Genomic DNA, 22,398 nt, shown 5'->3' with positions numbered 1-22,398 from the left:
AAATGGCGAGCCCCATCACACTGTCTATACTTACATGGCTATGAAAGAGGTAAAGGCGTTTATCTCTCATCAACTGTAAGGAGGAAAAGGGTGGCTGACTCGTTAACCGCACCGCCTGTACTGCCCGGAAAATATGCTTTCTTTTTTGACCTCGACGGGACACTCGCCGGGATCCAGCCGCATCCTGACGACGTGGTCGTACCGGATACGGTGTTAGAGAATTTGCAGCAGCTCTCTCGACTGAACGAGGGCGCATTGGCATTGATTTCAGGGCGCTCAATGGCCGAGCTGGATGTGCTCGCCAGTCCTTACCACTTTCCGCTAGCCGGTGTACACGGAGCGGAGCGCCGCGATATCCATGATCAACTGCATGTTGTATCACTCCCCGATACCTTAATTCAGGCGTTACACACTGAACTCTCCTCGGCGCTGGCGTCACTCCCGGGTACGGAACTGGAAGCGAAAGGCATGGCATTCGCCTTGCACTATCGGCAGGCACCGCATCACGAAGCAGCGATATTTGCGATTGCCCGTAGCGTGGTCGATGCACACCCGCAGCTCGCGCTGCAGCCGGGGAAGTGTGTCGTTGAGATAAAACCTGAGGGCATTAATAAAGGTGCTGCTATTGCGGCGTTTATGGCGGAACCGCCATTTAAGGGACGTATACCGGTATTTTTAGGCGATGATCTGACCGACGAGGCCGGATTTCGCGTGGTGAATCAGGCCGGAGGGATCGCCGTTAAGGTGGGGCCTGGTAACACTGACGCAGAATGGCGTCTGGCAAATGTCGACGCCGTCTGGCAGTGGATATCTGATATCGCTAACCAGCAACAACAACAAATAGCGCAAAACAAAGGGGGAAACCATTATGGGTCGCTTAGTCGTCGTCTCTAACCGAATTGCACCGCCTGATGATAAAAAATCCAGTGCAGGTGGCCTGGCGGTAGGGGTGTTAGGTGCCTTGAAAGCTGCTGGTGGGCTGTGGTTTGGCTGGAGTGGTGAAATCAGTGAAGAAGAGAAACCGCTTAACAAAGTGACGCGTGGGAATATCACGTGGGCATCCTTTGCGCTGAAAGAGAAAGACTATGACGAGTATTACTCGCAATTCTCCAACGCCGTGCTGTGGCCTGCGTTTCATTATCGTCTTGACCTGGTCAAATTCCAGCGTGAATCCTTCGAAGGCTACTCGCGCGTCAACGCGCTGCTGGCGGATAAACTGCTGCCTCTTATAGAGGAAGACGATATTTTATGGATCCACGATTACCACCTGCTGCCCTTCGCCCGAGAGCTGCGTAAAAGGGGAGTAAACAACCGGATTGGCTTCTTCCTGCACATACCGTTCCCGACGCCGGAGATCTTTACCGCACTGCCGCCGCATGAAGCGCTGCTGGAGGGGCTGTGTGATTACGATTTATTGGGCTTCCAGACCGAAAATGACCGCCTCGCGTTCCTGGATTCGGTGTCAGGTAAAACGCGACTGATGACAAAAGGCGGCAAGACCCATACGGCGTGGGGGAAAACCTTCCACACCGAAGTGTATCCGATTGGGATTGAACCTGACGAGATTGCGGATCAGGCTTCCGGCCCGCTGCCGCCGAAGCTGGCGCAGCTGAAGAATGAACTCAAGCATGTGAAGAATATCTTCTCGGTAGAGCGTCTGGATTATTCCAAAGGGCTACCGGAACGCTTCCTGGCCTATGAAACGCTGCTGGATAAATACCCTCAGCACCACGGTAAAATTCGTTATACCCAGATAGCGCCAACGTCGCGCGGTGAAGTTCAGGCCTACCAGGATATTCGTCACCAGCTGGAAACGGAAGCGGGGCGCATCAATGGTCGCTATGGTCAGCTTGGCTGGACGCCGCTCTTTTACCTGAATCAGCATTTTGACCGCAAAATCCTGATGAAAGTCTTCCGCTATGCAGACGTGGGGCTGGTCACCCCGTTACGTGACGGGATGAACCTGGTGGCAAAAGAGTATGTGGCGGCTCAGGACCCGGCGGACCCGGGGGTGCTGGTGCTTTCCCAGTTTGCCGGGGCGGCGAATGAGCTCACGTCAGCGCTTATCGTGAACCCTTACGATCGGGATGATGTGGCTAATGCCCTCAACCGCGCGTTGACCATGCCGCTGACGGAGCGCATTTCACGCCATGCTGAGATGATGGAGACGATCCGTAAGAACGATATTAATCACTGGCAGGCGCGTTTTATTCAGGATCTCCGCGAAATAACGCCGCAAAGCCATGAGGGCGATCTGCAAAAAAAGATCGCAACATTCCCTAAACTCGCCTGATATTCCTCCGGGGGGTTACGACCCCCCAAGCGGCACTAACAGCACATCAACCTGGCTTGACGCGACAATAGATTTTGCCGCGCAAGCTGCGCGCGATAAAAAGCTGTGGTTATGGTTCCCGCAAATCACTAAATCAATATTCTGTTTGCGACACATGTCGAGAATATGAGCATTAAGTTCACCGGTCGCAATTACGGTCTCGTAAACAGGATATTGTGCCTTTTCTACCAACTCTCGCAGAAATTGCTGTGTTTCTTCCTGCAATACCTCACGAATATCTTCCAGCATGGGGGCTGCCAGCTGATTATACATCTCGGGTTCGGCTGCAAGCGTGATGAGGCTAATGCGCGCATTGCTGGGCCTGGCGATGGACACGGCCCGGGAAACAAGCAGATGGCTTTCGGGGGAAACAGCAACAGATACAAGCAGATGGGAGTAACTCATGTCGCACTCCTTAGATGTCTGAAAGACAGCGTGTGATCACCATTACCGCGAATGACCAGGATCTGCAAGAGGGGATTACGACATTAGTGTGAAGCTTATCATAATTATTCATTAATTATTCTTATAAGAAGAATAACTGAAAAACGCGTCTAAATGAAAAAAATTAACAACTTAACGTAAATCACACAATTTCCCTCTTTTACCGTTAAATCGTTTTAACCCGTTATAAACATATTTCGAATGATCACGCTCTGAAACAATTTTTGTGGGCGGCTTGCATAACTCTATGTTTTTTCACGGTAAGAAAAATGTTTCCTTAAGATGAGCATCTTGTGAAGGTTTCCGGGGCGCGCTCACGGCAGGAAAAGCACGATACATGCCAGTTCGCTTCACCCTTCTGCATGACTATTCGTCGATTAAGAATACAAAACTGTGCCAATTGGGCAAAAAATGAACAAACTACAAGTCATACTGATGGATTTATGGAGGATATTCACTTAAATTGTGTGACGTGGATCACATTTTTTTTAAATTTGAGGGTGGCTGCATTGTATGTGGCAAATCTGACGAGTAGAGTTTGCGTCGAATTAGGAAAAATCTTAGTTATTTGTAAGAAATGATAAACCACGTAAGAGACGTTACTGCGTTTCGACTCTTGCGCGTTTCGATGAATACAAACCTAGATTCAACTATGCATTTAGCCTTTTCTTTTTATACCGGGTGATTTCCCGGCGACATCACGGGGTGCGGTCTTTCCGCATAAAAATAATAGTTGGTTATTCGGGATGGGAACAATGCATACATCCGAGTTGCTAAAACATATCTATGACATCAATTTGTCATATTTACTGCTCGCGCAGCGTTTAATTAGTCAGGACAAAGCGTCCGCGATGTTTCGTCTGGGTATTAACGAAGAAATGGCAACCATGCTGGGTGGTTTAACCCTCCCGCAGATGGTAAAACTGGCCGAAACGAATCAACTGGTTTGCCAGTTCCGTTTTGACAATCCGCAGACGATCACGCGTCTGACGCAGGAGTCCCGTGTTGACGATCTGCAACAGATCCATACCGGTATTCTTCTCTCCACTCGCTTGCTTAACGAAATCAGCCAGCCTGATGACGCAGCCCGTAAGAAAAGGGCCTAGCAATGAGCGAGAAAAGCATTGTTCAGGAAGCGCGTGACATACAGCTTGCCATGGAGCTGATTACGCTGGGTGCTCGTTTACAAATGCTGGAAAGCGAGACTCAGCTGAGCCGTGGTCGCCTCATTAAACTGTATAAAGAGTTACGTGGTAGTCCCCCGCCGAAAGGCATGTTGCCGTTTTCGACAGACTGGTTTATGACGTGGGAGCAAAATATCCACGCATCGATGTTCTGTAACGCCTGGCAATACCTTCTGAAAACCGGTTTGTGTAGCGGCGTCGACGCCGTGATCAAAGCGTATAAACTTTACCTTGAACAATGCCCGCAGCAGGACGAAGGCCCCCTGCTGGCACTGACCCGCGCATGGACGCTGGTACGTTTTGTTGAGAGCGGAATGCTTGAATTGTCGCGCTGTAATTGCTGCGATGGCAATTTTATTACCCATGCTCATCAGCCTGTTGGCAGCTTCGCCTGTAGTTTATGCCAGCCTCCATCCCGCGCAGTAAAAAGACGTAAACTTTCCCGGGATGCTGCCGATATTATTCCACAACTGCTGGATGAACAGATCGAACAAGCTGTTTAACCCGAACGTGTGGGCAAGATTCCAGCAGCGGTAAGTCATTACCGCTGCTTTTTTTTACCCCTCAAACGGTAAACGCTACGAACTGAACGTCCTTGCCATAGTCACTAGCGGAAGGATGATGTCGTGCTTATCTTATTAGGTTACCTGGTAGTTCTCGGTACAGTTTTCGGCGGTTACATGATGACCGGCGGGCACCTTGGAGCACTCTATCAACCGGCTGAACTTATTATCATCGGCGGCGCAGGGGTAGGGGCTTTTATCGTTGGTAACAACGGCAAATCCATCAAGGGCACGTTGAAAGCCATTCCATTGCTGTTCCGTCGCTCGAAATATACCAAAAGCATGTATATGGATCTGCTGGCGCTGCTCTATCGCCTGATGGCGAAGTCACGTCAGCAGGGGATGTTCTCTCTTGAGCGGGATATTGAAAACCCGAAAGAGAGCGAAATTTTTGCCAGCTATCCGCGCATTCTGGCTGATGCCATGATGCTGGATTTCATCGTCGATTATCTGCGACTCATCATTAGCGGCAATATGAATACCTTCGAAATCGAAGCGCTGATGGATGAAGAGATCGAAACCCACGAAAGCGAATCTGAAGTGCCGGCCAACAGCCTGGCGCTGGTGGGTGACTCGCTTCCGGCTTTCGGTATCGTTGCGGCGGTGATGGGGGTGGTACATGCCCTGGCGTCGGCGGATCGTCCGGCGGCCGAACTGGGCGCGCTGATTGCCCATGCGATGGTAGGGACCTTCCTCGGTATTTTGCTGGCTTATGGTTTTATCTCTCCGCTGGCCAGCGTCCTGCGCCAGAAGAGCGCGGAAACCACCAAAATGATGCAGTGCGTGAAGATCACGCTGCTCTCAAACCTCAACGGTTATGCGCCGCCGATCGCGGTTGAATTTGGCCGTAAAACGCTTTACTCCAGCGAGCGTCCGTCGTTTATCGAACTTGAAGAACACGTGCGCGCGGTGAAAAACCCAAACCAACAGACGACAACTGAGGACGCATGAAAAATCAGTCCCATCCGATCGTCATCGTAAAAAAACGCAAGCACAAGGGCGGTGGGCATGGCGCGCACGGCTCGTGGAAAATCGCTTACGCCGACTTTATGACTGCAATGATGGCGTTCTTTCTGGTGATGTGGCTGATCTCCATCTCCAGCCCGAAAGAACTGATCCAGATTGCCGAATATTTCCGTACGCCGCTGGCGACGGCAGTGACCGGTGGGCCGCGTATCTCTAACAGCGACAGCCCCATTCCTGGCGGCGGTGATGATTACACCCAGCAGAAGGGTGAGGTGAAAAAAGAGCCGAACATCGACGAGCTGAAGAGGAAGATGGAACAGGCGCGTCTGAAAAAACTGCGTGGCGATCTCGATCAGCTGATTGAGGCTGACCCCAAACTGCGTGCGTTGCGACCGCACCTGAAAATCGATCTGGTGCAGGAAGGGTTGCGTATTCAGATCATTGATAGCCAGAACCGTCCGATGTTTAAAACCGGCAGCGCCGAGGTTGAGCCGTACATGCGCGATATTCTGCGCGCTATTGCACCGGTGCTGAACGGCATTCCTAACCGAATCAGCCTGTCAGGCCACACGGATGATTTCCCGTACGCCAGTGGGGAGAAGGGATACAGCAACTGGGAGCTTTCTGCCGATCGTGCCAACGCCTCGCGTCGCGAGCTGGTGGCCGGTGGGCTTGATGATGGCAAGGTACTGCGCGTGGTCGGCATGGCAGCAACCATGCGCGTCTCCGACCGCGGGCCGGATGACGCCATCAACCGTCGTATCAGTCTTTTAGTGCTGAACCAGCAGGCGGAGCAGGCCATCCTGCATGAAAACGCCGAAAGTCAGAATGAGTCACTGGACGATTTAAAACAGCCTGGGGCCGTTCCTTCGGCTGCCGTTCCAACATCGCCACCAGCCAATCCGAGGTGATAGCGTGAGCATGGATATTAGCGATTTTTACCAGACATTCTTTGATGAAGCCGACGAATTGTTGGCCGATATGGAGCAACATTTGCTCGACCTGGTGCCCGAAGCACCGGACTCCGAGCAGCTCAATGCCATCTTCCGTGCGGCGCATTCCATTAAGGGCGGAGCCGGAACGTTTGGATTTACCATCCTGCAGGAAACAACCCATTTAATGGAAAACCTGCTGGATGAAGCACGACGCGGTGAGATGCAGCTCAATACCGACATTATCAACCTGTTTTTGGAAACCAAAGATATTATGCAGGAACAGCTCGACGCCTATAAAAGTTCGGCAGAGCCTGATGCCGCCAGCTTTGAATATATCTGCAATGCGCTTCGCCAGCTCGCTCTGGAAGCAAAAGGTGAGGTCGCAGCAGCCGTTGTCCCTGCTGCAAAACTGAGCGTTGTCGATGCGGTTGGTGCCGGTGAAACCGCGCCAGCCGCTGCGCAAGCGGGCAAATTGCGTGTTGTGCTTTCACGCCTGAAAGAGAATGAGGTTAACCTGCTGGAAGAAGAGCTGGGTAACCTGGCGACGTTAAGCAATGTCGTGAAAGGCAAAGACAGCCTCGCCGCTACGCTTGATGACGGGATTGGTCAGGACGATATCGTGGCGGTGCTGTGCTTTGTGATTGAAGCCGACCAGATTGCCTTCGAAACCGAAACCGCCGAAGCGGAAGCTCCAGTAGCGCAGGAAGAGGTGGCCGTCATCGCTCAGGCTCCGACCCCGGCTGTCGCGCCTGCGGCCCCGGCGCTGAAAGCGGTGCCAAAAGACGCTGCTGCACCTGCACGTGGTGAAAAACCGGCCGCGCGCTCCAGCGAATCCACCAGTATTCGCGTTGCCGTTGAGAAGGTTGACCAGCTGATCAACCTGGTGGGCGAACTGGTGATCACCCAGTCGATGCTGGCACAACGTTCTAATGAACTGGACCCGGTTACCCATGGCGATCTGATCACCAGCATGGGTCAGTTACAACGTAACGCCCGCGATCTGCAGGAATCGGTCATGTCCATCCGTATGATGCCGATGGAATATGTCTTCAGCCGCTTCCCGCGCCTGGTACGCGATCTCGCGAGTAAACTGAATAAACAGATTGAACTGACGCTGATGGGTAGCTCCACCGAGCTGGATAAGAGCCTGATCGAGCGCATTATCGACCCGTTAACGCACCTCGTGCGTAACAGCCTCGACCACGGTATTGAACTGCCGGAAAACCGCATTGCTGCCGGAAAATCGCCGGTGGGCAATTTGATTCTCTCTGCGGAACATCAGGGCGGGAATATTTGCATCGAAGTGACCGATGACGGCGCGGGTCTTAACCGCGAGCGTATTCTGGCGAAGGCGATTTCGCAGGGCATGGCGGTCAACGAAAACATGACCGATGAAGAAGTGGGGATGCTGATCTTCGCGCCCGGCTTCTCTACCGCAGAGCAGGTGACTGACGTTTCCGGGCGCGGCGTCGGCATGGACGTGGTGAAACGTAACATCCAGGAGATGGGCGGCCACGTTGAGATCCAGTCTAAGCAGGGTTCCGGCACCACCATTCGCATCCTGCTTCCGCTGACGCTGGCGATCCTCGACGGGATGTCCGTGAAAGTGGCAGACGAAGTGTTCATTCTTCCGCTGAACGCGGTGATGGAATCCCTGCAGCCACGTGAAGAAGATCTGCATCCGCTGGCGGGCGGTGAGCGCGTGCTCGAAGTGCGCGGGGAATATCTGCCGCTGGTGGAACTGTGGAAAGTGTTCGAAGTGGACGGCGCGAAGACAGAGGCCACGCAGGGCATCGTTGTGATCCTGCAAAGTGCGGGCCGTCGCTATGCGCTGCTGGTTGATCAGCTGATTGGTCAGCATCAGGTGGTGGTGAAGAACCTCGAAAGCAACTACCGCAAAGTGCCTGGTATTTCTGCCGCGACCATTCTGGGTGATGGTAGCGTGGCGCTGATCGTCGATGTGTCGGCGCTTCAGGGATTAAATCGTGAACAACGTGTGGCGTACACAGCCGCCTGATTAAGTAGAAGGTAAAAACATGACCGGTATGAGTAATGTAACGAAACTGGCGGGCGAGCCATCAGGGCAGGAATTCCTGGTATTCACTTTAGGCGATGAGGAGTACGGCATCGATATCCTCAAAGTGCAGGAAATTCGTGGTTACGATCAGGTTACCCGCATCGCTAACACACCTGCTTTTATTAAAGGTGTCACCAACCTGCGCGGCGTCATTGTGCCCATCGTCGATCTGCGCGTGAAGTTCAGCCAGGGCGACGTTGACTACAATGACAACACCGTGGTGATCGTCCTGAACCTGGGGCAGCGCGTGGTGGGTATCGTGGTGGATGGCGTATCTGACGTGCTCTCTCTGACCTCTGACCAGATTCGCCCTGCGCCGGAGTTTGCGGTCACCCTGTCGACCGAATACCTGACCGGTCTGGGTGCGCTCGGCGAGCGTATGCTGATTCTGGTGAACATTGAGAAGCTGCTGAACAGCGAAGAGATGGCGCTGCTGGATATCGCGGCGAATCACGTAGCGTAGGTAAAAGCAAAACGGCAACCCGGTTGCCGTTTTTTATGTTTGCTCCCTCTCCCTGTGGGAGAGGGTCGGGGTGAGGGCATCAGGCCTCACCCCTTTCATATCCTTACGCTTCCTGCTTTACCAGCTCAGCTTCTGCTTCCCGCGCCCCTTCATTCTGCGACAGCATCGCGGTCGCAATCCCGTTCCCCAGCACGTTAATGGCTGAACGCCCCATATCCAGGAAGTGGTCGATCCCCATCAGCAGCAGAATGCCCGCTACCGGGATATTAAAACTTGGAATGGTCGCAGCCAGCACCACCAGGGACGAACGCGGTACGCCCGCAATCCCCTTTGACGCCAGCATCAGGGTTAACATCAGTACCGTTACCTCTGAGAAACTCAGGTGAATGTTATACGCCTGGGCGATAAACATCGACGCGAACGAGCAGTATACCATCGACCCCACCAGGTTGAAGGAGTAGCCAATTGGCAGAACAAAAGAGGCGATATTGCGTGAGCAGCCAAAACGCTCCAGTTGCTCCAGCGTTTTAGGGTAGGCGGCTTCAGAACTGCTGGTGGTGAACGCCACCAGTACCGGGTCTTTCAACATGCTGACCAGGCGAAACACCTCTTTTTTCAAAACCATATAGCCCACGGCGAGCAATACCAGGCAGGTGAGAAGGATGGCAACATAGTAACCGCCAATAAAGGAGGCATAGTTCAACAGAATGCCTAAGCCCTGAGTGGCAATGACGGAGGAGATCGCCGCAAAGATGGCCAGCGGCGCAACGTACATCACGTAACCGGTTACCTTCAGCATGATATGGGAAACCACATCCAGCGCGGCAACCAGCGGCGCGTTGAATTTCTGCCCCAGCGACGCACCGCCGATACCGAAGAACATTGAGAACACCACAATCTGCAGGATCTCATTGTTCGACATCGCGCCTGCGATACTGGTTGGAATAGTGTGAGACAGAAACGCTTTCAGCGTCATGCCTCCAACGGCAAGACCGGTATCTACCGCTTCGGTTGGGATCGTCAGGTTCAGACCACTTCCCGGATGCTCCAGCGTGACGATAAACAGTCCGACCAGAATGGAGAGCACCGATGAGCTGATAAACCACACCATCGCTTTACCGCCAACGCGGCCAATGGTGGAGGTTTCGCCCAGTTTCATAATGCCGACGGTCAGCGTACTGAAGACCAAGGGCGCAATAACCATTTTGATCAGACGAAGGAAAATGTCGGTCAGCAGGGTAATATTATCCGACCAGGCTTTAATGGCATCCGCAGATGCGTATTCATGAATTGCTGCCCCTGAAAGAATACCCGCCAGCATGAATATCACGATGAAGAGTGTGAGTTTGTTTGCACTTGCCACGAAAAAAGACCCTCTATGCGCTTTAGATGTTGCCCGCGCCGATACATATAGATTTTTTATTACTGCGCGGGAAATTATTCGGCACATAAATTGACGCAAAGTGTAGGGGGATACAACAAGTTTTTAAGTTTTATTAATTTTGTTGTTAATGAGCAGACGATATATTGTGATGCTTATCACACTTTTGCGGATATATCCTCAGCCTGCGCGCACGAATATTCTTTTATTTCGGTCTAACCTTCTGTTTTTAAAATATAAATGCTGTCAATAAGACATAAGTTGTGACTACCCTGCGTCGGGTGGTCGAAGCGATATCCGTAAACTAAATTCTCAATAACCCCCTCAGAGGAACGTTAAGCGGGGCTAACATCTTGAACGTTAAAAATAAAATGTTGCAAGGGAACGGAGACGTCTTCTGGAGGGTGGTAAATGAAAAGAAAACTCCTTTTGATCTGTGCAGGCACATTACTGACTACGACCGTAGTTCATCAGGCACTGGCCGTTACCAGCAGCGGCACCATCGGGGCGACGCTGACGCTGACAAACGGCTGCCTGATAAACGGATCGCCCACGCAAAGTGGTATTAACTTCGGGACGCTCGATTTTGGTACCCATCCCGCAACGTTTTCCACCCTTACGACGCAGTTGAGCGGCGCCAGCGGCGGAAACACCTTTACCGTCCAGTGTACGACCGCCAGCTATACGGTCGCGATAACCGGCAATACCCATTCCACCGCCCCTGGCTCCGTGGTGGGGTCGCCAGGGACGCCTGAGCGCTACCTGGTCAATACGGCCAACGCGGCACAGGGTGTGGCTTATAGCCTGTACAGCGACAGCGGGTTCAACTCTGTGATTGCCAATAACACCGCGTTGCCGATCGCGTCTACGGCAGGTGGGGTCGACAGTTATACCCTGTACGGCCGCATTACCGGAGGCGGGAACAGCGTAACGGTGGTACCCGGCACCTATACCGACACGATTAACGTCAGCGTGACCTATTAGATCTGCACTGCCATGAAGGCCCCTTTTACAGGTCTGCGCAAACGCGCAGAGGGAAGCGTGCAGCCTTTTTTCGCGCTGATCGTCGGGCTGTTGCTGATACCTGCTGCGGGGGCGGTGACATCGCAGTCCTTTAAGGTCAGCGCGACCATTGTACCGGGTTGCGCGGTGGCCACCGGTGGCGGGGGGCTTCTCGGTACGCTGGATTTTGGCACCCATAACGGGGTGGAAAGCGCGCCAGTCAGTACCAGCTTTGTGCCAAACGGGGCGTTGTCTATCGCCTGTACGCCTGGCGTGGCGCTGAGCATGAGCATTAATGGCGGTCAAAATTATTCATCCGTCCGTCGGATGAAGCGGTCCGGAGGAACAGAACTGGTGCCGTACCGGCTCTACAGCAGCAGCTCGCTGGCCGCCAACAGCGAAATTGGCGTTAACCAGGCAATACCGGTGACCTATACCAACAGTAATAACATCGCGCTGCCGCTGTTTGGCGTTGCGCTACTGACCGGCTTTAGCCCGGCAGGAACCTATACCGATCAGCTCACCGTGACCTTGTCATGGTAATAAAGGGAGAGAGTCGATGAAGCCATTGTTCCGGCAGTTGTGTCTGGCGGGTGTTTTATCAGGCGTCGCGGGCACAGGCGAGGCGCAGGCGGCGGCCACCATTCTGCTCTGGCCCATTGATCCCTGGCTTGCCGCAGATGCCAACGCCACGGAGCTGTGGATCCAGAACCAGGGAAACAGCGCAACGACGATGCAGGTGCGTATTGTGCGCTGGAAGCAGGAAGGGGGATACGAACGCTACAGCGCGCAGCAGGACGTGGTCGCCAGCCCGCCCATTGTCACCATTCAGAAAGGCAATAAACAGCTGATTCGCCTTATCAAACAGAGCGCAGTCCCTGTCGGGGTCGAACAAGCCTACCGCATTATTGTTGATGAAATTCCCCAGCCCGACGCGAAAGCCGAACCCTCCATCGGCCTTAAATTACAGATGCGCTATTCCATTCCGCTGTTTGTCTACGGACAGGGTATCCCGACCCTTAAAGAGGGGGCGCATCATGCCCTGGCCGAGACCCGAAACCTGAGCTGGCGCGTGACCCACGAGGGAGGACAGCCTGCATTACAGGTACGTAATCAGGGGGATGTGCACGTCAGATTAAGCCAGGTGTCACTGGAGCAGGGCGGACAGAAACGCACCGTAGCGGAGGGATTACTGGGTTACGTCCTCCCGGGCAGCACCCGCAGCTGGCCAATACCCGCTGGCGTTCGTCAGCCGGACCGGATGAGCGCGCAGATTAATGCCAGGGATGAACAATGGCAGTCGACGCCCGTCAACTGAAGCCGGCAATGATGCTACTGCTTTGCGTCAGCACCACAACCTGGGCCGATCCCGGTGACGACAGTTTACCGCCGCCTCCTCAGGCGCAGGCGGTAAATGATGAGGCGGTTTTCCAGCTTGCCCTCGTGCTCAACCACTACGACACCGGTCTGGTGGTACCCGTGACGCAACGTAACGGCGCTTTCTTTATCTCCAGCGCCGATTTGCTGCGCGCGGGGCTCCCCCCGGAGCATGTGCCCGCCGGCGAGGTGAATCTCGCCTCACTGAGTCAGGTTCGTGTGGCGTATGACAGTGCCGCACAGCGCCTGTTGCTGACCGTTCCCCGCGACTGGATCAGTGCCCGGGTGACGCCTTTCAGTGCCCAAACGGCGCAGACCAAACCGCACTATGGGCGCGGGGCGCTGCTGAATTACGATCTGTATACCAACCACACGGAACATATCGGCGGTCAGGCGTCGCTCTGGCATGAATTCCGCTACTTCAACGAGAACGGCTCGTTCTCCTCCACCGGCTACGCCCGGAAAAATTTCACCGGAAACGACGGTCAACAGGAAGGGTATGTTCGCTATGACACGACGCTGCTGATAACCCGTGAGGATGACGCGACCACCTTGAGCGCGGGGGACGTGATCAGCGATGCCCTGAGCTGGACCTCCAGCGTGCGGATGGGCGGTATTAGCTACGGACGTGATTTCTCCCTGCGCCCGGACCTGGTGACATGGCCGCTGCCGGAGTTTTCGGGTGAAGCCGCGGTGCCTACCTCGGTGGATCTGTTTATCAACGGCTATCGCTCTGGCTCAACCCAGCTTCAGCCTGGCCCCTTCACCCTGACCAATCTGCCCTATATCAACGGTGCCGGGGATGCGGTGCTGGTCACCACCGATGCGCTGGGCCGTCAGGTGAGTACCACGCTACCGTTTTATGTCACCAGCGATTTGCTCAAACAAGGGCTGAGTGACGGCGCCGTGACGCTCGGCAGCCTGCGCCGTAACTATGGCATCAGGAACTTTGACTACGGTCCTGCTGCCGGTAGCGGCTCGTATCGCTACGGGGTGACCGACTGGCTGACGCTGGAGGGCCATGCGGAAGGGGCGCAGGAGCTGGCGCTGGGCGGGGCAGGGACGGTGATCAAACTCGGCCAGTTTGGCGTAGTGAACACCTCTTACTCACAAAGCCGCATGCGCGGAGACAACGGCGGGCAAATCAACTGGGGTTACCAGTACAATACCAGCGAGTTCAGCGTGGCCACCCAGCACACGCGTCGCGATCGCGGTTTTGGCAATCTTGCCCTTTATGACCAGCCGACGGTGTATGACGAAAACGACAAACCCATCGCCAGCTTTAGCCGCAATACGGACCAGTATTCCCTGACGTTTAACATGGGGCAGTACGGCAATATTGGCGCGGCCTGGATCGGCGTAGAGAGCTTTGACGGCCAAAAAACGGAGCTGCTGAATCTCTCATGGAGCCGAAATCTGTGGGGCGCAAGCAGTATTTACCTGGCCGGCAGCCGGGACCAGCAGCGGGGGGACTGGACGGTTGCGCTCTCGCTGCAGGTGCCGCTGGGCGCACGCGACAGCGCTGCCGTCACCGTTGAGAACACCCCAGATGCGGGCAGCACGCAGCGGATTAACTATAACCACTCCATGCCTTCTGACGGCGGTTTTAGCTGGAACATGGCCTGGGCAAACCAGTCAAAATCCAGTGATTATCAGCAAGGTACGCTGGGCTGGCGCAATAACAACATCGAACTGCAGGGCGGCGGCTACGGCGAAAGAGACACCATGACCTGGTGGGGCGAGGCAATGGGCGCGATTGTCCTGATGGACGGAGAGCTGTTTGCGGCGAACAAAATCAACGATGCGTTTGTGGTGATCAGCACCGACGGTCATCCGGACGTGCCCGTCAGCTATGAGAACCAGCCCGTGGGTAAAACGAATGACAACGGTTACCTGCTGGTCAGCGGGGTGTCGGCGTATTACCCGGCAAGCTACCGGATTGATACGCTGAATCTGCCTGCGGATACCCGGCTGAAAGAGACAGAGCGGCGGATTGCCATCCGTCGTCACAGCGGTTATCTGGTGGATTTCCCGATGGAGCAGGAGAGAGTGGCAAGCGTTATTCTGCATGATGCGCGCGGGCAAGCGATTCCGGTTGGAAGCCAGGTGCGGCGAGCCTCGCGCAGTAATGCGGTGGTGGGCTATGACGGGATCGCCTGGCTGGAGAATCTCAGCGACGTCAATCCGCTTGAGGTGATCACGCCTGCCGGGAAGCGCTGCACGGCGACCCTGAACGTGGGGCCTAATCCGCAGCATAAGCTGCAAACCTACGGTCCGCTGGTCTGTCGGGAGGGCCCGTGAAACGCTGGCTGCTGTTGATGCTGCTGCTGTTCTCCGGCGAGGGCTGGGCGGCGTGTACCGTCAGTACGGTCAATGCCTCGTTTGGCAGCGTCACGTCGTTTGCGCTTAGCGGCACCGGGGAGGTGGAAACCACCGGCACGCTGGTGGTGGCGTGCGATGCGGTACTGAATGTTCTGACCAACGACTCGGTGACGTTGAATTACACCGCGGCGTCGGTTTCGGGCAACAGCCGCGCCACCCTGAAACGCACCGACGACACAACTATCGCGGATGTGATCCCCACCCGGCTGTGTGGATTATCGGGTTGTGCGAGCAGTAGTGAAGTGCAGATAAGTAAATCGTATACCTGGGGCAGTAGCACCCTGCTGGGGTTGCTTGGCTCAAAGCGGTACAACATACCGCTCTATTTTCGCACCGTCGCCGGACAAAACGTGACGGCGGGGCCTTACCAGGTGCTGTTGACCTTCAGCATCAATTACAACGTCTGCGCCGTCGGTCTTGGAAGCCTTTGTACATCTCCCCAGTCGGGAACAGCAACAACCACTATTCTGCTGAACATGACCGTCACCAACGACTGCAGTGCCATGACCACGCCGGACGTAAACTTCAACAGCGCGCCGCTGGTACAAAGTTTCCCTACCGTTTCGCAGGCCATTGCCGTGACCTGTACTAAAGGCAGCACCTACACCATTGGCATTAATAATGGTGCCAACGCCCTGAACAACGTGCGGCGGATGGTGAGCGGCAGTAACTATATGAGCTACGACATCTATAAAGAAGCCACCACCAACCGCTGGGGCGGCAGCGGCGCCGAACGCTGGACCAGCGCGACCGCGTCCCAGGTCAGCACCGACGGTTTACTGCGCACCTACAACTACACCGCGAAGGTCCTGACCAGTCAGGCCACACCCCCGCAGGTACCTACACCGATACGCTGATTGTTGACGTCGCGTTTTAGTCCACGCTTTTCCCTTTCGCAAATGTAAAGTTCCTGTGGCCTGTGCCGATAACACCGTTAATAAATCTATGAGAAGGTGTTGTATGTTGAACCGTATCCGCGTTGTCACAATGCTTATGATGGTGCTGGTCATTTTCGCACTACTTCAGCTTATCTCCGGCGGGCTTTTTTTCTCGTCATTAAAACAGAACCAGGACAGTTTCGCCGCCTCGAACGATCTTCGCCTGCAGCAGAGTGAACTCACCTCGACGTGGGATCTGATGCTGCAAACGCGTATCAACCTGAGCCGCTCGTCCGCGCGCATGATGATGGACCCTAACAATCAGCAGAGCAGCGCGAAGACCGATCTGTTGAAAAATGCCCGCGCCACGCTGGCTGACGCCGCAAAACACTACGCCGCCTTCAAACAGATCGCGCCGCAGCCTGCTATGGCGCAGGTTAGCCAGAATATTGATGAAAAATACACTGCCTACTTTGCTGGCCTGACGGAGCTGATCCAGTTCCTGGAGAGCGGCAACATGGACGCCTATTTCGCACAGCCCACGCAGGGGATGCAAAACGCACTCGGCGCCGCGCTCGGGGAATATGCGAAGGCCAGTGGCGATCTGTATCACTCGGCCTTTACGGAAAGCCAGAATGACTACCGCTTTGCGAAATGGCAGATGGCGGCGATGGCGCTGGCGCTGGTTATTGTCCTGGTCGCGGTGTGGTACGGCATTCGCCACATCCTGCTGAATCCTCTCGGTCGCGTCATTGCCCACATTCGTGAAATTGCCAGTGGCGATCTAACCAAAACGCTGGCCGTTTCCGGGCGCAATGAGATTACCGAACTGGCTAACAGCGTTGACCATATGCAGCGTTCGCTCATCGATACCGTCGCCAACGTGCGTAGCGGCACGGATGCCATCTATACCGGCACCAGCGAAATTGCGATGGGGAATAACGATCTCTCATCCCGTACCGAGCAGCAGGCGTCCGCGCTGGAAGAGACCGCTGCCAGCATGGAGCAGCTCACCGCAACCGTGAAGCAGAACGCCGATAACGCCCGTCAGGCCTCTCAGCTGGCTGAAAGCGCCTCCGAGACGGCGCAGCGCGGCGGCCGCGTGGTGGATGGCGTGGTGAAAACCATGCACGAAATTGCCGACAGCTCGAAGAAAATCGCCGACATCATCAGCGTCATCGACGGCATCGCCTTCCAGACCAATATTCTGGCGCTGAACGCCGCCGTGGAAGCGGCGAGGGCGGGTGAGCAGGGTCGCGGGTTTGCGGTGGTTGCCGGGGAAGTGCGCAACCTGGCCAGCCGCAGCGCCAACGCGGCGAAAGAGATTAAGGCCCTGATTGAAGACTCCGTCTCCCGCGTGGATACCGGCTCGGTACTGGTGGAAAGCGCCGGGGAGACCATGAATGACATCGTGAATGCTGTTACCCGCGTAACGGACATCATGGGTGAAATCGCCTCTGCATCTGATGAGCAGAGTCGTGGTATCGACCAGGTTGCCCTGGCGGTATCGGAAATGGATCGCGTGACACAACAAAACGCCGCGCTGGTGCAGGAGTCCGCGGCCGCGGCCGCTGCCCTTGAAGACCAGGCGAGCCGTCTGAAGATGGCCGTCTCGGCGTTTCGTCTCGCTTCACTCGCTGGAAATACGGTCACTGCGCAAGCCACGTATAAAGCGCCTGCCGCCGAATCGACGGCAACTCGCCTGCGTGCTGCACCGGCCGGACAAGATGAAAACTGGGAAACATTTTGACTGACAATTAAACCGCGGCTGCTTGCCGCTTGATGGGAGCGTGGATGTTAAATCGTATTCGTATCTCGACCACACTGTTTTTGATTCTGATCCTTTGCGGTGTGTTGCAGGTTGGCAGTAACGGGTTGTCTTTTTGGGCGTTTCGCGATGGCTATCAGAATTTGCAGGATGTTGAGGCGAGTAATCAGCAGCGCTCCGCACTGGCACAAACGCGTGCCGTGCTGTTGCAGGCAAGCACTGCGCTGAACAAGGCGGGCACCTTAACCGCGCTGAGCTATCCGCCGGATGACATTAAAGCGCTGATGGCCACCGCGCGAAGCAGCCTGAAACAGGCTGGCGCACAGTTTAACGCTTTCACGGCGCAGGCGGCGGGCAGCGAGAAAGAGCAAGCGCTGAAAGCCGCCATGAAGAAGAACTTTGAACAGTGGTACAGCGATCTGGATCACCAGGCGACCTGGCTTGAGAACAACCAGCTCTCGGACTTTATGACCGCGCCGGTGCAGGCCTCACAGGATGCGTTCGACGGCAGCTTTAACGCGTGGCAGCAGGATATTAACCAGTCTGTTCAACGTGCAGAGGAAGACAGCCGTATCAGCTATCACATGTCGGGTGTGATCTTTGGCGTCGTCGTGATTCTGGCGGGGCTACTGACCGGTGGGGCACTGCTCTGGTCACGCAAAATGATTGTGCAGCCGCTGGCGATTATCAGCAGCCACTTCGACAGTATTGCGAAGGGCGATCTGGCGCGTCCGGTGGCGGTGTTCGGTAAGAACGAAATTTCGGCGATCTTTGCCAGCCTGAAGGCGATGCAGGGTGCACTGCGGGAAACCGTCTCCGATGTGCGTCAGGGCAGTTATGCCATGCACACCGGGATCTCAGAGATTGCGGCAGGCAACAACGATCTCTCTTCCCGCACCGAGCAGCAGGCGGCCTCGCTGGCGCAGACGGCGGCCAGCATGGAGCAGTTGACCGCGACGGTCAGCCAGAACGCCGATAACGCGCGTCAGGCGTCTGACCTGTCAAAACAGGCGGCAATGACGGCGAAAAAAGGGGGCGATCAGGCCTCTCACGTTGCCAGCACCATGCAGGAGATTGCCACCAGCTCGCAAAAGATTGGTGACATCATCAGCGTGATCGACGGTATCGCGTTCCAGACCAACATTCTGGCGCTGAATGCCGCGGTTGAAGCGGCGCGCGCCGGTGAACAGGGGCGTGGGTTTGCGGTCGTGGCGGGGGAAGTGCGTAACCTGGCCAGCCGCAGTGCCAACGCGGCGAAAGAGATTAAGGTCCTGATTGAAGAGTCGGTATCACGCGTCCAGCAAGGCTCAGCCCTGGTGGATACGGCGGCGCATACCATGCATGAAATCGTCACCTCCGTCACGCGGGTTAACGACATCATGGGCGAGATTGCGTCTGCGTCGGACGAACAGCGTCGCGGCATTGAGCAGGTTGCTCAGGCCGTCAGCCAGATGGATCAGGTGACGCAACAGAATGCCTCGTTAGTTGAGGAAGCGGCAGCGGCAACCGATCAGCTGGCCAGCCAGGCGGATCGTCTCACCGGGCTGGTCGCGGTATTTAATGTGAAAGAGCACGTTGAAGCAGTAACAGAAGTCGGGCGGTCGCAGGCCGTGCCAGTTGTATCCTGAATGTAATTAAGAAGGCGCTATGACATCACCAATGCCCCCTGGGCAAACGTCATTATTGTTGCAGATGACACAGCGCCTCGCGCTGTCCGACGCGCATTTTCGTCGGATATGTCAGTTAATCTACCAGCGTGCAGGGATCGTGCTTGCGGATCATAAGCGGGACATGGTCTACAACCGTCTGGTGCGGCGCTTGCGTACGCTGGGGCTGGATGATTTTGGTCGCTATCTGAGCATGCTCGAAGCCAACCAGAACAGCGCAGAGTGGCAGGCTTTTATCAACTCGTTAACCACTAACCTGACGGCCTTTTTCCGCGAAGCCCACCACTTCCCGGTATTGGCAGAGCACGCGCGGCGTCGTACCGGGGAGTATCGCGTCTGGAGTGCGGCCGCCTCGACCGGTGAAGAGCCGTACTCGCTGGCAATCACACTTGCCGACACGCTTGGGATGGCGCCCGGGCGCTGGAAGGTTTACGCCAGCGATATCGACACCGAGGTGCTGGAGAAGGCGCGCAACGGCGTGTATCGGCAGGACGAACTGAAAACGCTGTCGCCGCAGCAGTTGCAGCGATATTTCATGCGTGGGACAGGCCCGCATGAAGGCCTGGTACGCGTACGCCAGGAGCTGGCGAATTGCGTCGAATTCGCGCCCGTTAACCTGCTGGACAAGCAGTACAACGTGCCGGGGCCATTCGACGCCATTTTTTGCCGTAACGTCATGATTTATTTTGATAAAACGACGCAACAGGACATTCTGCGTCGGTTTGTTCCGTTGCTCAAGCCTGACGGTTTACTGTTTGCCGGGCACTCGGAAAACTTCAGCAACCTCGCGCGAGAGTTTAGCCTGCGTGGGCAAACGGTATATGCGCTGAGTAAGGAAAAAGCATGAGTAAAATCAGGGTATTGTCTGTCGACGATTCAGCGCTGATGCGTCAGATCATGACTGAAATCATCAATAGCCACAGCGACATGGAGATGGTAGCAACGGCGCCCGATCCGCTGGTCGCGCGGGATTTAATTAAAAAATATAACCCCGACGTGCTCACGCTGGATGTCGAGATGCCGCGCATGGATGGCATCGATTTCCTGGAGAAATTGATGCGGCTGCGGCCGATGCCGGTGGTGATGGTCTCCTCCCTGACCGGGAAAGGATCGGAAATCACCCTGCGCGCGCTGGAGCTGGGGGCGGTAGATTTTGTCACCAAACCGCAGCTCGGTATTCGCGAGGGGATGCTGGCGTATAGCGAGATGATCGCGGAGAAAATTCGTACCGCATCGCGGGCAAAACTGGCGGCCCATAAGCCAATGGCCGCCCCGGCAACCCTGAAGGCCGGCCCGTTACTCAGCTCGGAAAAACTGCTGGTGATTGGGGCGTCAACCGGAGGAACAGAGGCAATTCGTCATGTACTCCAGCCATTGCCGCTTTCAAGTCCGGGTATTCTGATTACCCAGCATATGCCGCCAGGCTTTACCCGCTCGTTCGCCGAACGCCTGAATAAGCTGTGTCAGATCAGCGTGAAAGAGGCGGAAGACGGCGAGCGCGTGCTCCCGGGACATGCCTATATCGCCCCGGGTGATAAGCATATGGAGCTGGCGCGCAGCGGTGCAAACTATCAAATCAAAATTCATGACGGACCGCCGGTCAACCGGCACCGTCCGTCGGTGGATGTGCTGTTTCATTCGGTGGCGAAACATGCGGGGCGCAACGCCGTTGGGGTGATCCTGACTGGGATGGGCAACGATGGTGCCGCCGGAATGCTTGCAATGCACCAGGCTGGCGCCTGGACGATTGCGCAGAATGAAGCAAGTTGTGTGGTGTTCGGCATGCCGCGCGAGGCCATCAATATGGGTGGCGTGAGCGAAGTGGTCGATCTTAGCCAGGTAAGCCAGCAGATGCTGGCGAAAATCAGTGCCGGACAGGCAATACGTATTTGACTCAGGAGTATTATTTTATGGCGGATAAAGAGCTTAAGTTTTTGGTTGTGGATGACTTTTCCACCATGCGTCGCATTGTGCGCAACCTGCTGAAAGAGCTGGGCTTCAACAACGTTGAAGAAGCAGAAGACGGCGTTGATGCGCTGAACAAACTGCAGGCGGGTGGGTTTGGTTTTGTTATCTCCGACTGGAACATGCCAAACATGGACGGTCTGGAGCTGCTGAAAACCATTCGTGCCGATGCGGGAATGGCGTCCTTGCCGGTTCTGATGGTCACCGCAGAAGCGAAAAAAGAGAACATCATTGCTGCTGCACAGGCGGGCGCAAGCGGCTATGTGGTGAAGCCATTCACCGCGGCAACCCTGGAAGAGAAGCTCGGTAAGATCTTCGAGAAACTCGGCATGTGAGGTGATGGAAATGTTGCAACCTGCTATGAAACCCGTTGAAGAACACTCGCCGAGCGATATCATCGTCCGTATTGGCAGCCTGACGCGCATGCTGCGTGACAGCCTGCGTGAGCTGGGTCTGGATCAGGCGATTGCGGAAGCGGCGGAAGCGATTCCTGACGCGCGAGATCGTCTGGACTACGTTGTGCAGATGACCGCCCAGGCGGCAGAACGTGCGCTGAACAGCGTTGAAGCGTCGCAGCCCCATCAGGATGCGATGGAAAAAGGCGCGAAAGCGCTGACCCAACGCTGGGACGAGTGGTTCGAGAACCCGATTGAGCTGGCGAATGCCCGCGAGCTGGTGACCGATACCCGTCAGTTCCTGGGGGATGTGCCGGGCCACACCAGCTTCACCAACGCCCAACTGCTGGATATCATGATGGCGCAAGATTTCCAGGACCTGACGGGTCAGGTGATCAAGCGCATGATGGATGTGATTCAGGAGATTGAACGCCAGCTGCTGATGGTTCTGCTGGAGAACATCCCGGAACCGGCAGCCCGTCCAAAACGCGAGAACGAAAGCCTGCTCAATGGCCCACAGCTCGACGCCAGCAAAGCGGGCGTGGTGGCAAGCCAGGATCAGGTTGACGATCTGCTGGACAGCCTCGGCTTCTGATTGGTGCCGTTACCCTCAGGTTGC

Annotated in this window: 20 protein-coding genes and 1 pseudogene; 19 read left to right on the top strand and 2 right to left on the bottom strand. The window is 55.5% G+C overall.

Going from position 1 to position 22,398, the window contains the following annotated elements:
- Window positions 1–90: 90 nt before the first annotated feature.
- Both otsB and otsA read left to right on the top strand, forming a co-directional pair.
- The gene (gene otsB, locus G0034_RS13820) at window positions 91–894 is read left to right on the top strand and encodes a trehalose-phosphatase (protein WP_179120970.1); all 804 of its coding nucleotides are present in this window, start codon (window positions 91–93) and stop codon (window positions 892–894) included.
- A complete protein-coding gene (gene otsA / locus G0034_RS13815; RefSeq protein ID WP_014884356.1) occupies window positions 869–2,293 on the top strand; it encodes an alpha,alpha-trehalose-phosphate synthase in 1,425 nt (474 codons plus the stop codon). The genes otsB and otsA overlap by 26 nt, the downstream gene beginning before the upstream one ends.
- A gap of 15 nt (window positions 2,294–2,308) precedes the next feature.
- Here the strand turns inward: otsA and uspC are convergent, their stop codons facing one another.
- Window positions 2,309–2,737, bottom strand: a complete 429-nt coding sequence (uspC, locus tag G0034_RS13810) for a universal stress protein UspC (RefSeq protein WP_014884355.1) — start codon at window positions 2,735–2,737, stop codon at window positions 2,309–2,311.
- A 794-nt stretch (window positions 2,738–3,531) separates the two neighbouring features.
- On the opposite strand from uspC, the gene flhD reads away from it, so the two are divergent.
- From flhD to cheW, 6 genes are all read left to right on the top strand, one after another.
- Window positions 3,532–3,882 (top strand): flagellar transcriptional regulator FlhD, encoded by a 351-nt coding sequence (flhD, locus tag G0034_RS13805; protein WP_013096050.1) that lies wholly within the window; start codon window positions 3,532–3,534, stop codon window positions 3,880–3,882.
- 2 nt (window positions 3,883–3,884) lie between these two features.
- Window positions 3,885–4,463: a flagellar transcriptional regulator FlhC gene (gene flhC, locus G0034_RS13800; protein ID WP_014884354.1), complete on the top strand. Its 579-nt coding sequence runs from the start codon at window positions 3,885–3,887 to the stop codon at window positions 4,461–4,463.
- Between the two features lie 123 nt (window positions 4,464–4,586).
- Window positions 4,587–5,474, top strand: a complete 888-nt coding sequence (motA, locus tag G0034_RS13795; RefSeq protein WP_008500417.1) for a flagellar motor stator protein MotA — start codon at window positions 4,587–4,589, stop codon at window positions 5,472–5,474.
- The gene (gene motB, locus G0034_RS13790) at window positions 5,471–6,400 is read left to right on the top strand and encodes a flagellar motor protein MotB (protein ID WP_014884353.1); all 930 of its coding nucleotides are present in this window, start codon (window positions 5,471–5,473) and stop codon (window positions 6,398–6,400) included. The genes motA and motB overlap by 4 nt, the downstream gene beginning before the upstream one ends.
- 4 nt (window positions 6,401–6,404) lie before the next feature.
- Window positions 6,405–8,441 carry a chemotaxis protein CheA gene (gene cheA, locus G0034_RS13785; RefSeq protein WP_014884352.1) on the top strand — a complete coding sequence of 679 codons (2,037 nt, stop codon included), beginning with the start codon at window positions 6,405–6,407 and terminating at the stop codon, window positions 8,439–8,441.
- Between the two features lie 19 nt (window positions 8,442–8,460).
- A complete protein-coding gene (gene cheW, locus G0034_RS13780; RefSeq protein WP_014884351.1) occupies window positions 8,461–8,964 on the top strand; it encodes a chemotaxis protein CheW in 504 nt (167 codons plus the stop codon).
- 103 nt (window positions 8,965–9,067) lie between these two features.
- Here cheW and G0034_RS13775 read toward each other — a convergent pair whose 3' ends face one another.
- The gene (locus G0034_RS13775) at window positions 9,068–10,327 is read right to left on the bottom strand and encodes a dicarboxylate/amino acid:cation symporter (protein ID WP_014884350.1); all 1,260 of its coding nucleotides are present in this window, start codon (window positions 10,325–10,327) and stop codon (window positions 9,068–9,070) included.
- Window positions 10,328–10,756: 429 nt separating this feature from the next.
- Between G0034_RS13775 and G0034_RS13770 the strand changes: the two genes are divergently transcribed.
- From G0034_RS13770 to cheZ, 11 genes and pseudogenes are all read left to right on the top strand, one after another.
- Window positions 10,757–11,329 (top strand): Csu type fimbrial protein, encoded by a 573-nt coding sequence (locus G0034_RS13770; protein ID WP_014884349.1) that lies wholly within the window; start codon window positions 10,757–10,759, stop codon window positions 11,327–11,329.
- 12 nt (window positions 11,330–11,341) lie between these two features.
- Entirely contained in the window at window positions 11,342–11,890 is a 549-nt protein-coding gene (locus G0034_RS13765; RefSeq protein ID WP_179120969.1) for a Csu type fimbrial protein, read from the top strand.
- Between the two features lie 16 nt (window positions 11,891–11,906).
- Entirely contained in the window at window positions 11,907–12,665 is a 759-nt protein-coding gene (locus G0034_RS13760) for a fimbrial biogenesis chaperone (protein ID WP_179120968.1), read from the top strand.
- On the top strand, window positions 12,641–15,025 hold the full coding sequence (locus tag G0034_RS13755; protein WP_108444027.1) for a fimbria/pilus outer membrane usher protein: 2,385 nt from the start codon (window positions 12,641–12,643) through the stop codon (window positions 15,023–15,025). Before G0034_RS13760 ends, G0034_RS13755 begins: the two co-directional genes overlap by 25 nt.
- Window positions 15,022–15,983: pseudogene (locus tag G0034_RS13750) on the top strand (Csu type fimbrial protein). Before G0034_RS13755 ends, G0034_RS13750 begins: the two are co-directional and overlap by 4 nt.
- An 83-nt stretch (window positions 15,984–16,066) precedes the next feature.
- On the top strand, window positions 16,067–17,734 hold the full coding sequence (tar, locus tag G0034_RS13745; protein WP_045281170.1) for a methyl-accepting chemotaxis protein II: 1,668 nt from the start codon (window positions 16,067–16,069) through the stop codon (window positions 17,732–17,734).
- 44 nt (window positions 17,735–17,778) lie between these two features.
- Window positions 17,779–19,380 (top strand): methyl-accepting chemotaxis protein IV, encoded by a 1,602-nt coding sequence (gene tap, locus G0034_RS13740; RefSeq protein ID WP_023338441.1) that lies wholly within the window; start codon window positions 17,779–17,781, stop codon window positions 19,378–19,380.
- A gap of 19 nt (window positions 19,381–19,399) precedes the next feature.
- Window positions 19,400–20,266: a protein-glutamate O-methyltransferase CheR gene (gene cheR, locus G0034_RS13735; RefSeq protein ID WP_014884342.1), complete on the top strand. Its 867-nt coding sequence runs from the start codon at window positions 19,400–19,402 to the stop codon at window positions 20,264–20,266.
- A complete protein-coding gene (locus G0034_RS13730; protein ID WP_014884341.1) occupies window positions 20,263–21,312 on the top strand; it encodes a protein-glutamate methylesterase/protein-glutamine glutaminase in 1,050 nt (349 codons plus the stop codon). The genes cheR and G0034_RS13730 overlap by 4 nt, the downstream gene beginning before the upstream one ends.
- 17 nt (window positions 21,313–21,329) lie before the next feature.
- Complete coding sequence (gene cheY / locus G0034_RS13725; RefSeq protein WP_000763862.1) at window positions 21,330–21,719, top strand: chemotaxis response regulator CheY; 390 nt, start codon at window positions 21,330–21,332, stop codon at window positions 21,717–21,719.
- Window positions 21,720–21,729: 10 nt separating this feature from the next.
- Window positions 21,730–22,374, top strand: a complete 645-nt coding sequence (gene cheZ, locus G0034_RS13720) for a protein phosphatase CheZ (protein WP_014884340.1) — start codon at window positions 21,730–21,732, stop codon at window positions 22,372–22,374.
- Window positions 22,375–22,398 lie beyond the last annotated feature (24 nt).

Origin of the sequence: Enterobacter sp. T2, from assembly GCF_010692925.1 — a bacterium.
In the GTDB taxonomy this organism is placed as follows: Bacteria; Pseudomonadota; Gammaproteobacteria; order Enterobacterales; family Enterobacteriaceae; genus Enterobacter; species Enterobacter kobei.
This window is presented reverse-complemented; position numbering and strand designations above follow the sequence as displayed.

Bases quoted from the DNA above. Each gene is read 5' to 3' on its own strand.
- otsA (WP_014884356.1), top strand. From the start codon at position 869: ATGGGTCGCTTAGTCGTCGTCTCTAACCGAATTGCACCGCCTGATGAT.
- uspC (WP_014884355.1), bottom strand. From the start codon at position 2,737: ATGAGTTACTCCCATCTGCTTGTATCTGTTGCTGTTTCCCCCGAAAGC.
- flhD (WP_013096050.1), top strand. From the start codon at position 3,532: ATGCATACATCCGAGTTGCTAAAACATATCTATGACATCAATTTGTCA.
- flhC (WP_014884354.1), top strand. From the start codon at position 3,885: ATGAGCGAGAAAAGCATTGTTCAGGAAGCGCGTGACATACAGCTTGCC.
- motB (WP_014884353.1), top strand. From the start codon at position 5,471: ATGAAAAATCAGTCCCATCCGATCGTCATCGTAAAAAAACGCAAGCAC.
- cheW (WP_014884351.1), top strand. From the start codon at position 8,461: ATGACCGGTATGAGTAATGTAACGAAACTGGCGGGCGAGCCATCAGGG.
- G0034_RS13770 (WP_014884349.1), top strand. From the start codon at position 10,757: ATGAAAAGAAAACTCCTTTTGATCTGTGCAGGCACATTACTGACTACG.
- G0034_RS13765 (WP_179120969.1), top strand. From the start codon at position 11,342: ATGAAGGCCCCTTTTACAGGTCTGCGCAAACGCGCAGAGGGAAGCGTG.
- G0034_RS13760 (WP_179120968.1), top strand. From the start codon at position 11,907: ATGAAGCCATTGTTCCGGCAGTTGTGTCTGGCGGGTGTTTTATCAGGC.
- G0034_RS13755 (WP_108444027.1), top strand. From the start codon at position 12,641: ATGGCAGTCGACGCCCGTCAACTGAAGCCGGCAATGATGCTACTGCTT.
- tar (WP_045281170.1), top strand. From the start codon at position 16,067: ATGTTGAACCGTATCCGCGTTGTCACAATGCTTATGATGGTGCTGGTC.
- tap (WP_023338441.1), top strand. From the start codon at position 17,779: ATGTTAAATCGTATTCGTATCTCGACCACACTGTTTTTGATTCTGATC.
- cheR (WP_014884342.1), top strand. From the start codon at position 19,400: ATGACATCACCAATGCCCCCTGGGCAAACGTCATTATTGTTGCAGATG.
- G0034_RS13730 (WP_014884341.1), top strand. From the start codon at position 20,263: ATGAGTAAAATCAGGGTATTGTCTGTCGACGATTCAGCGCTGATGCGT.
- cheY (WP_000763862.1), top strand. From the start codon at position 21,330: ATGGCGGATAAAGAGCTTAAGTTTTTGGTTGTGGATGACTTTTCCACC.
- cheZ (WP_014884340.1), top strand. From the start codon at position 21,730: ATGTTGCAACCTGCTATGAAACCCGTTGAAGAACACTCGCCGAGCGAT.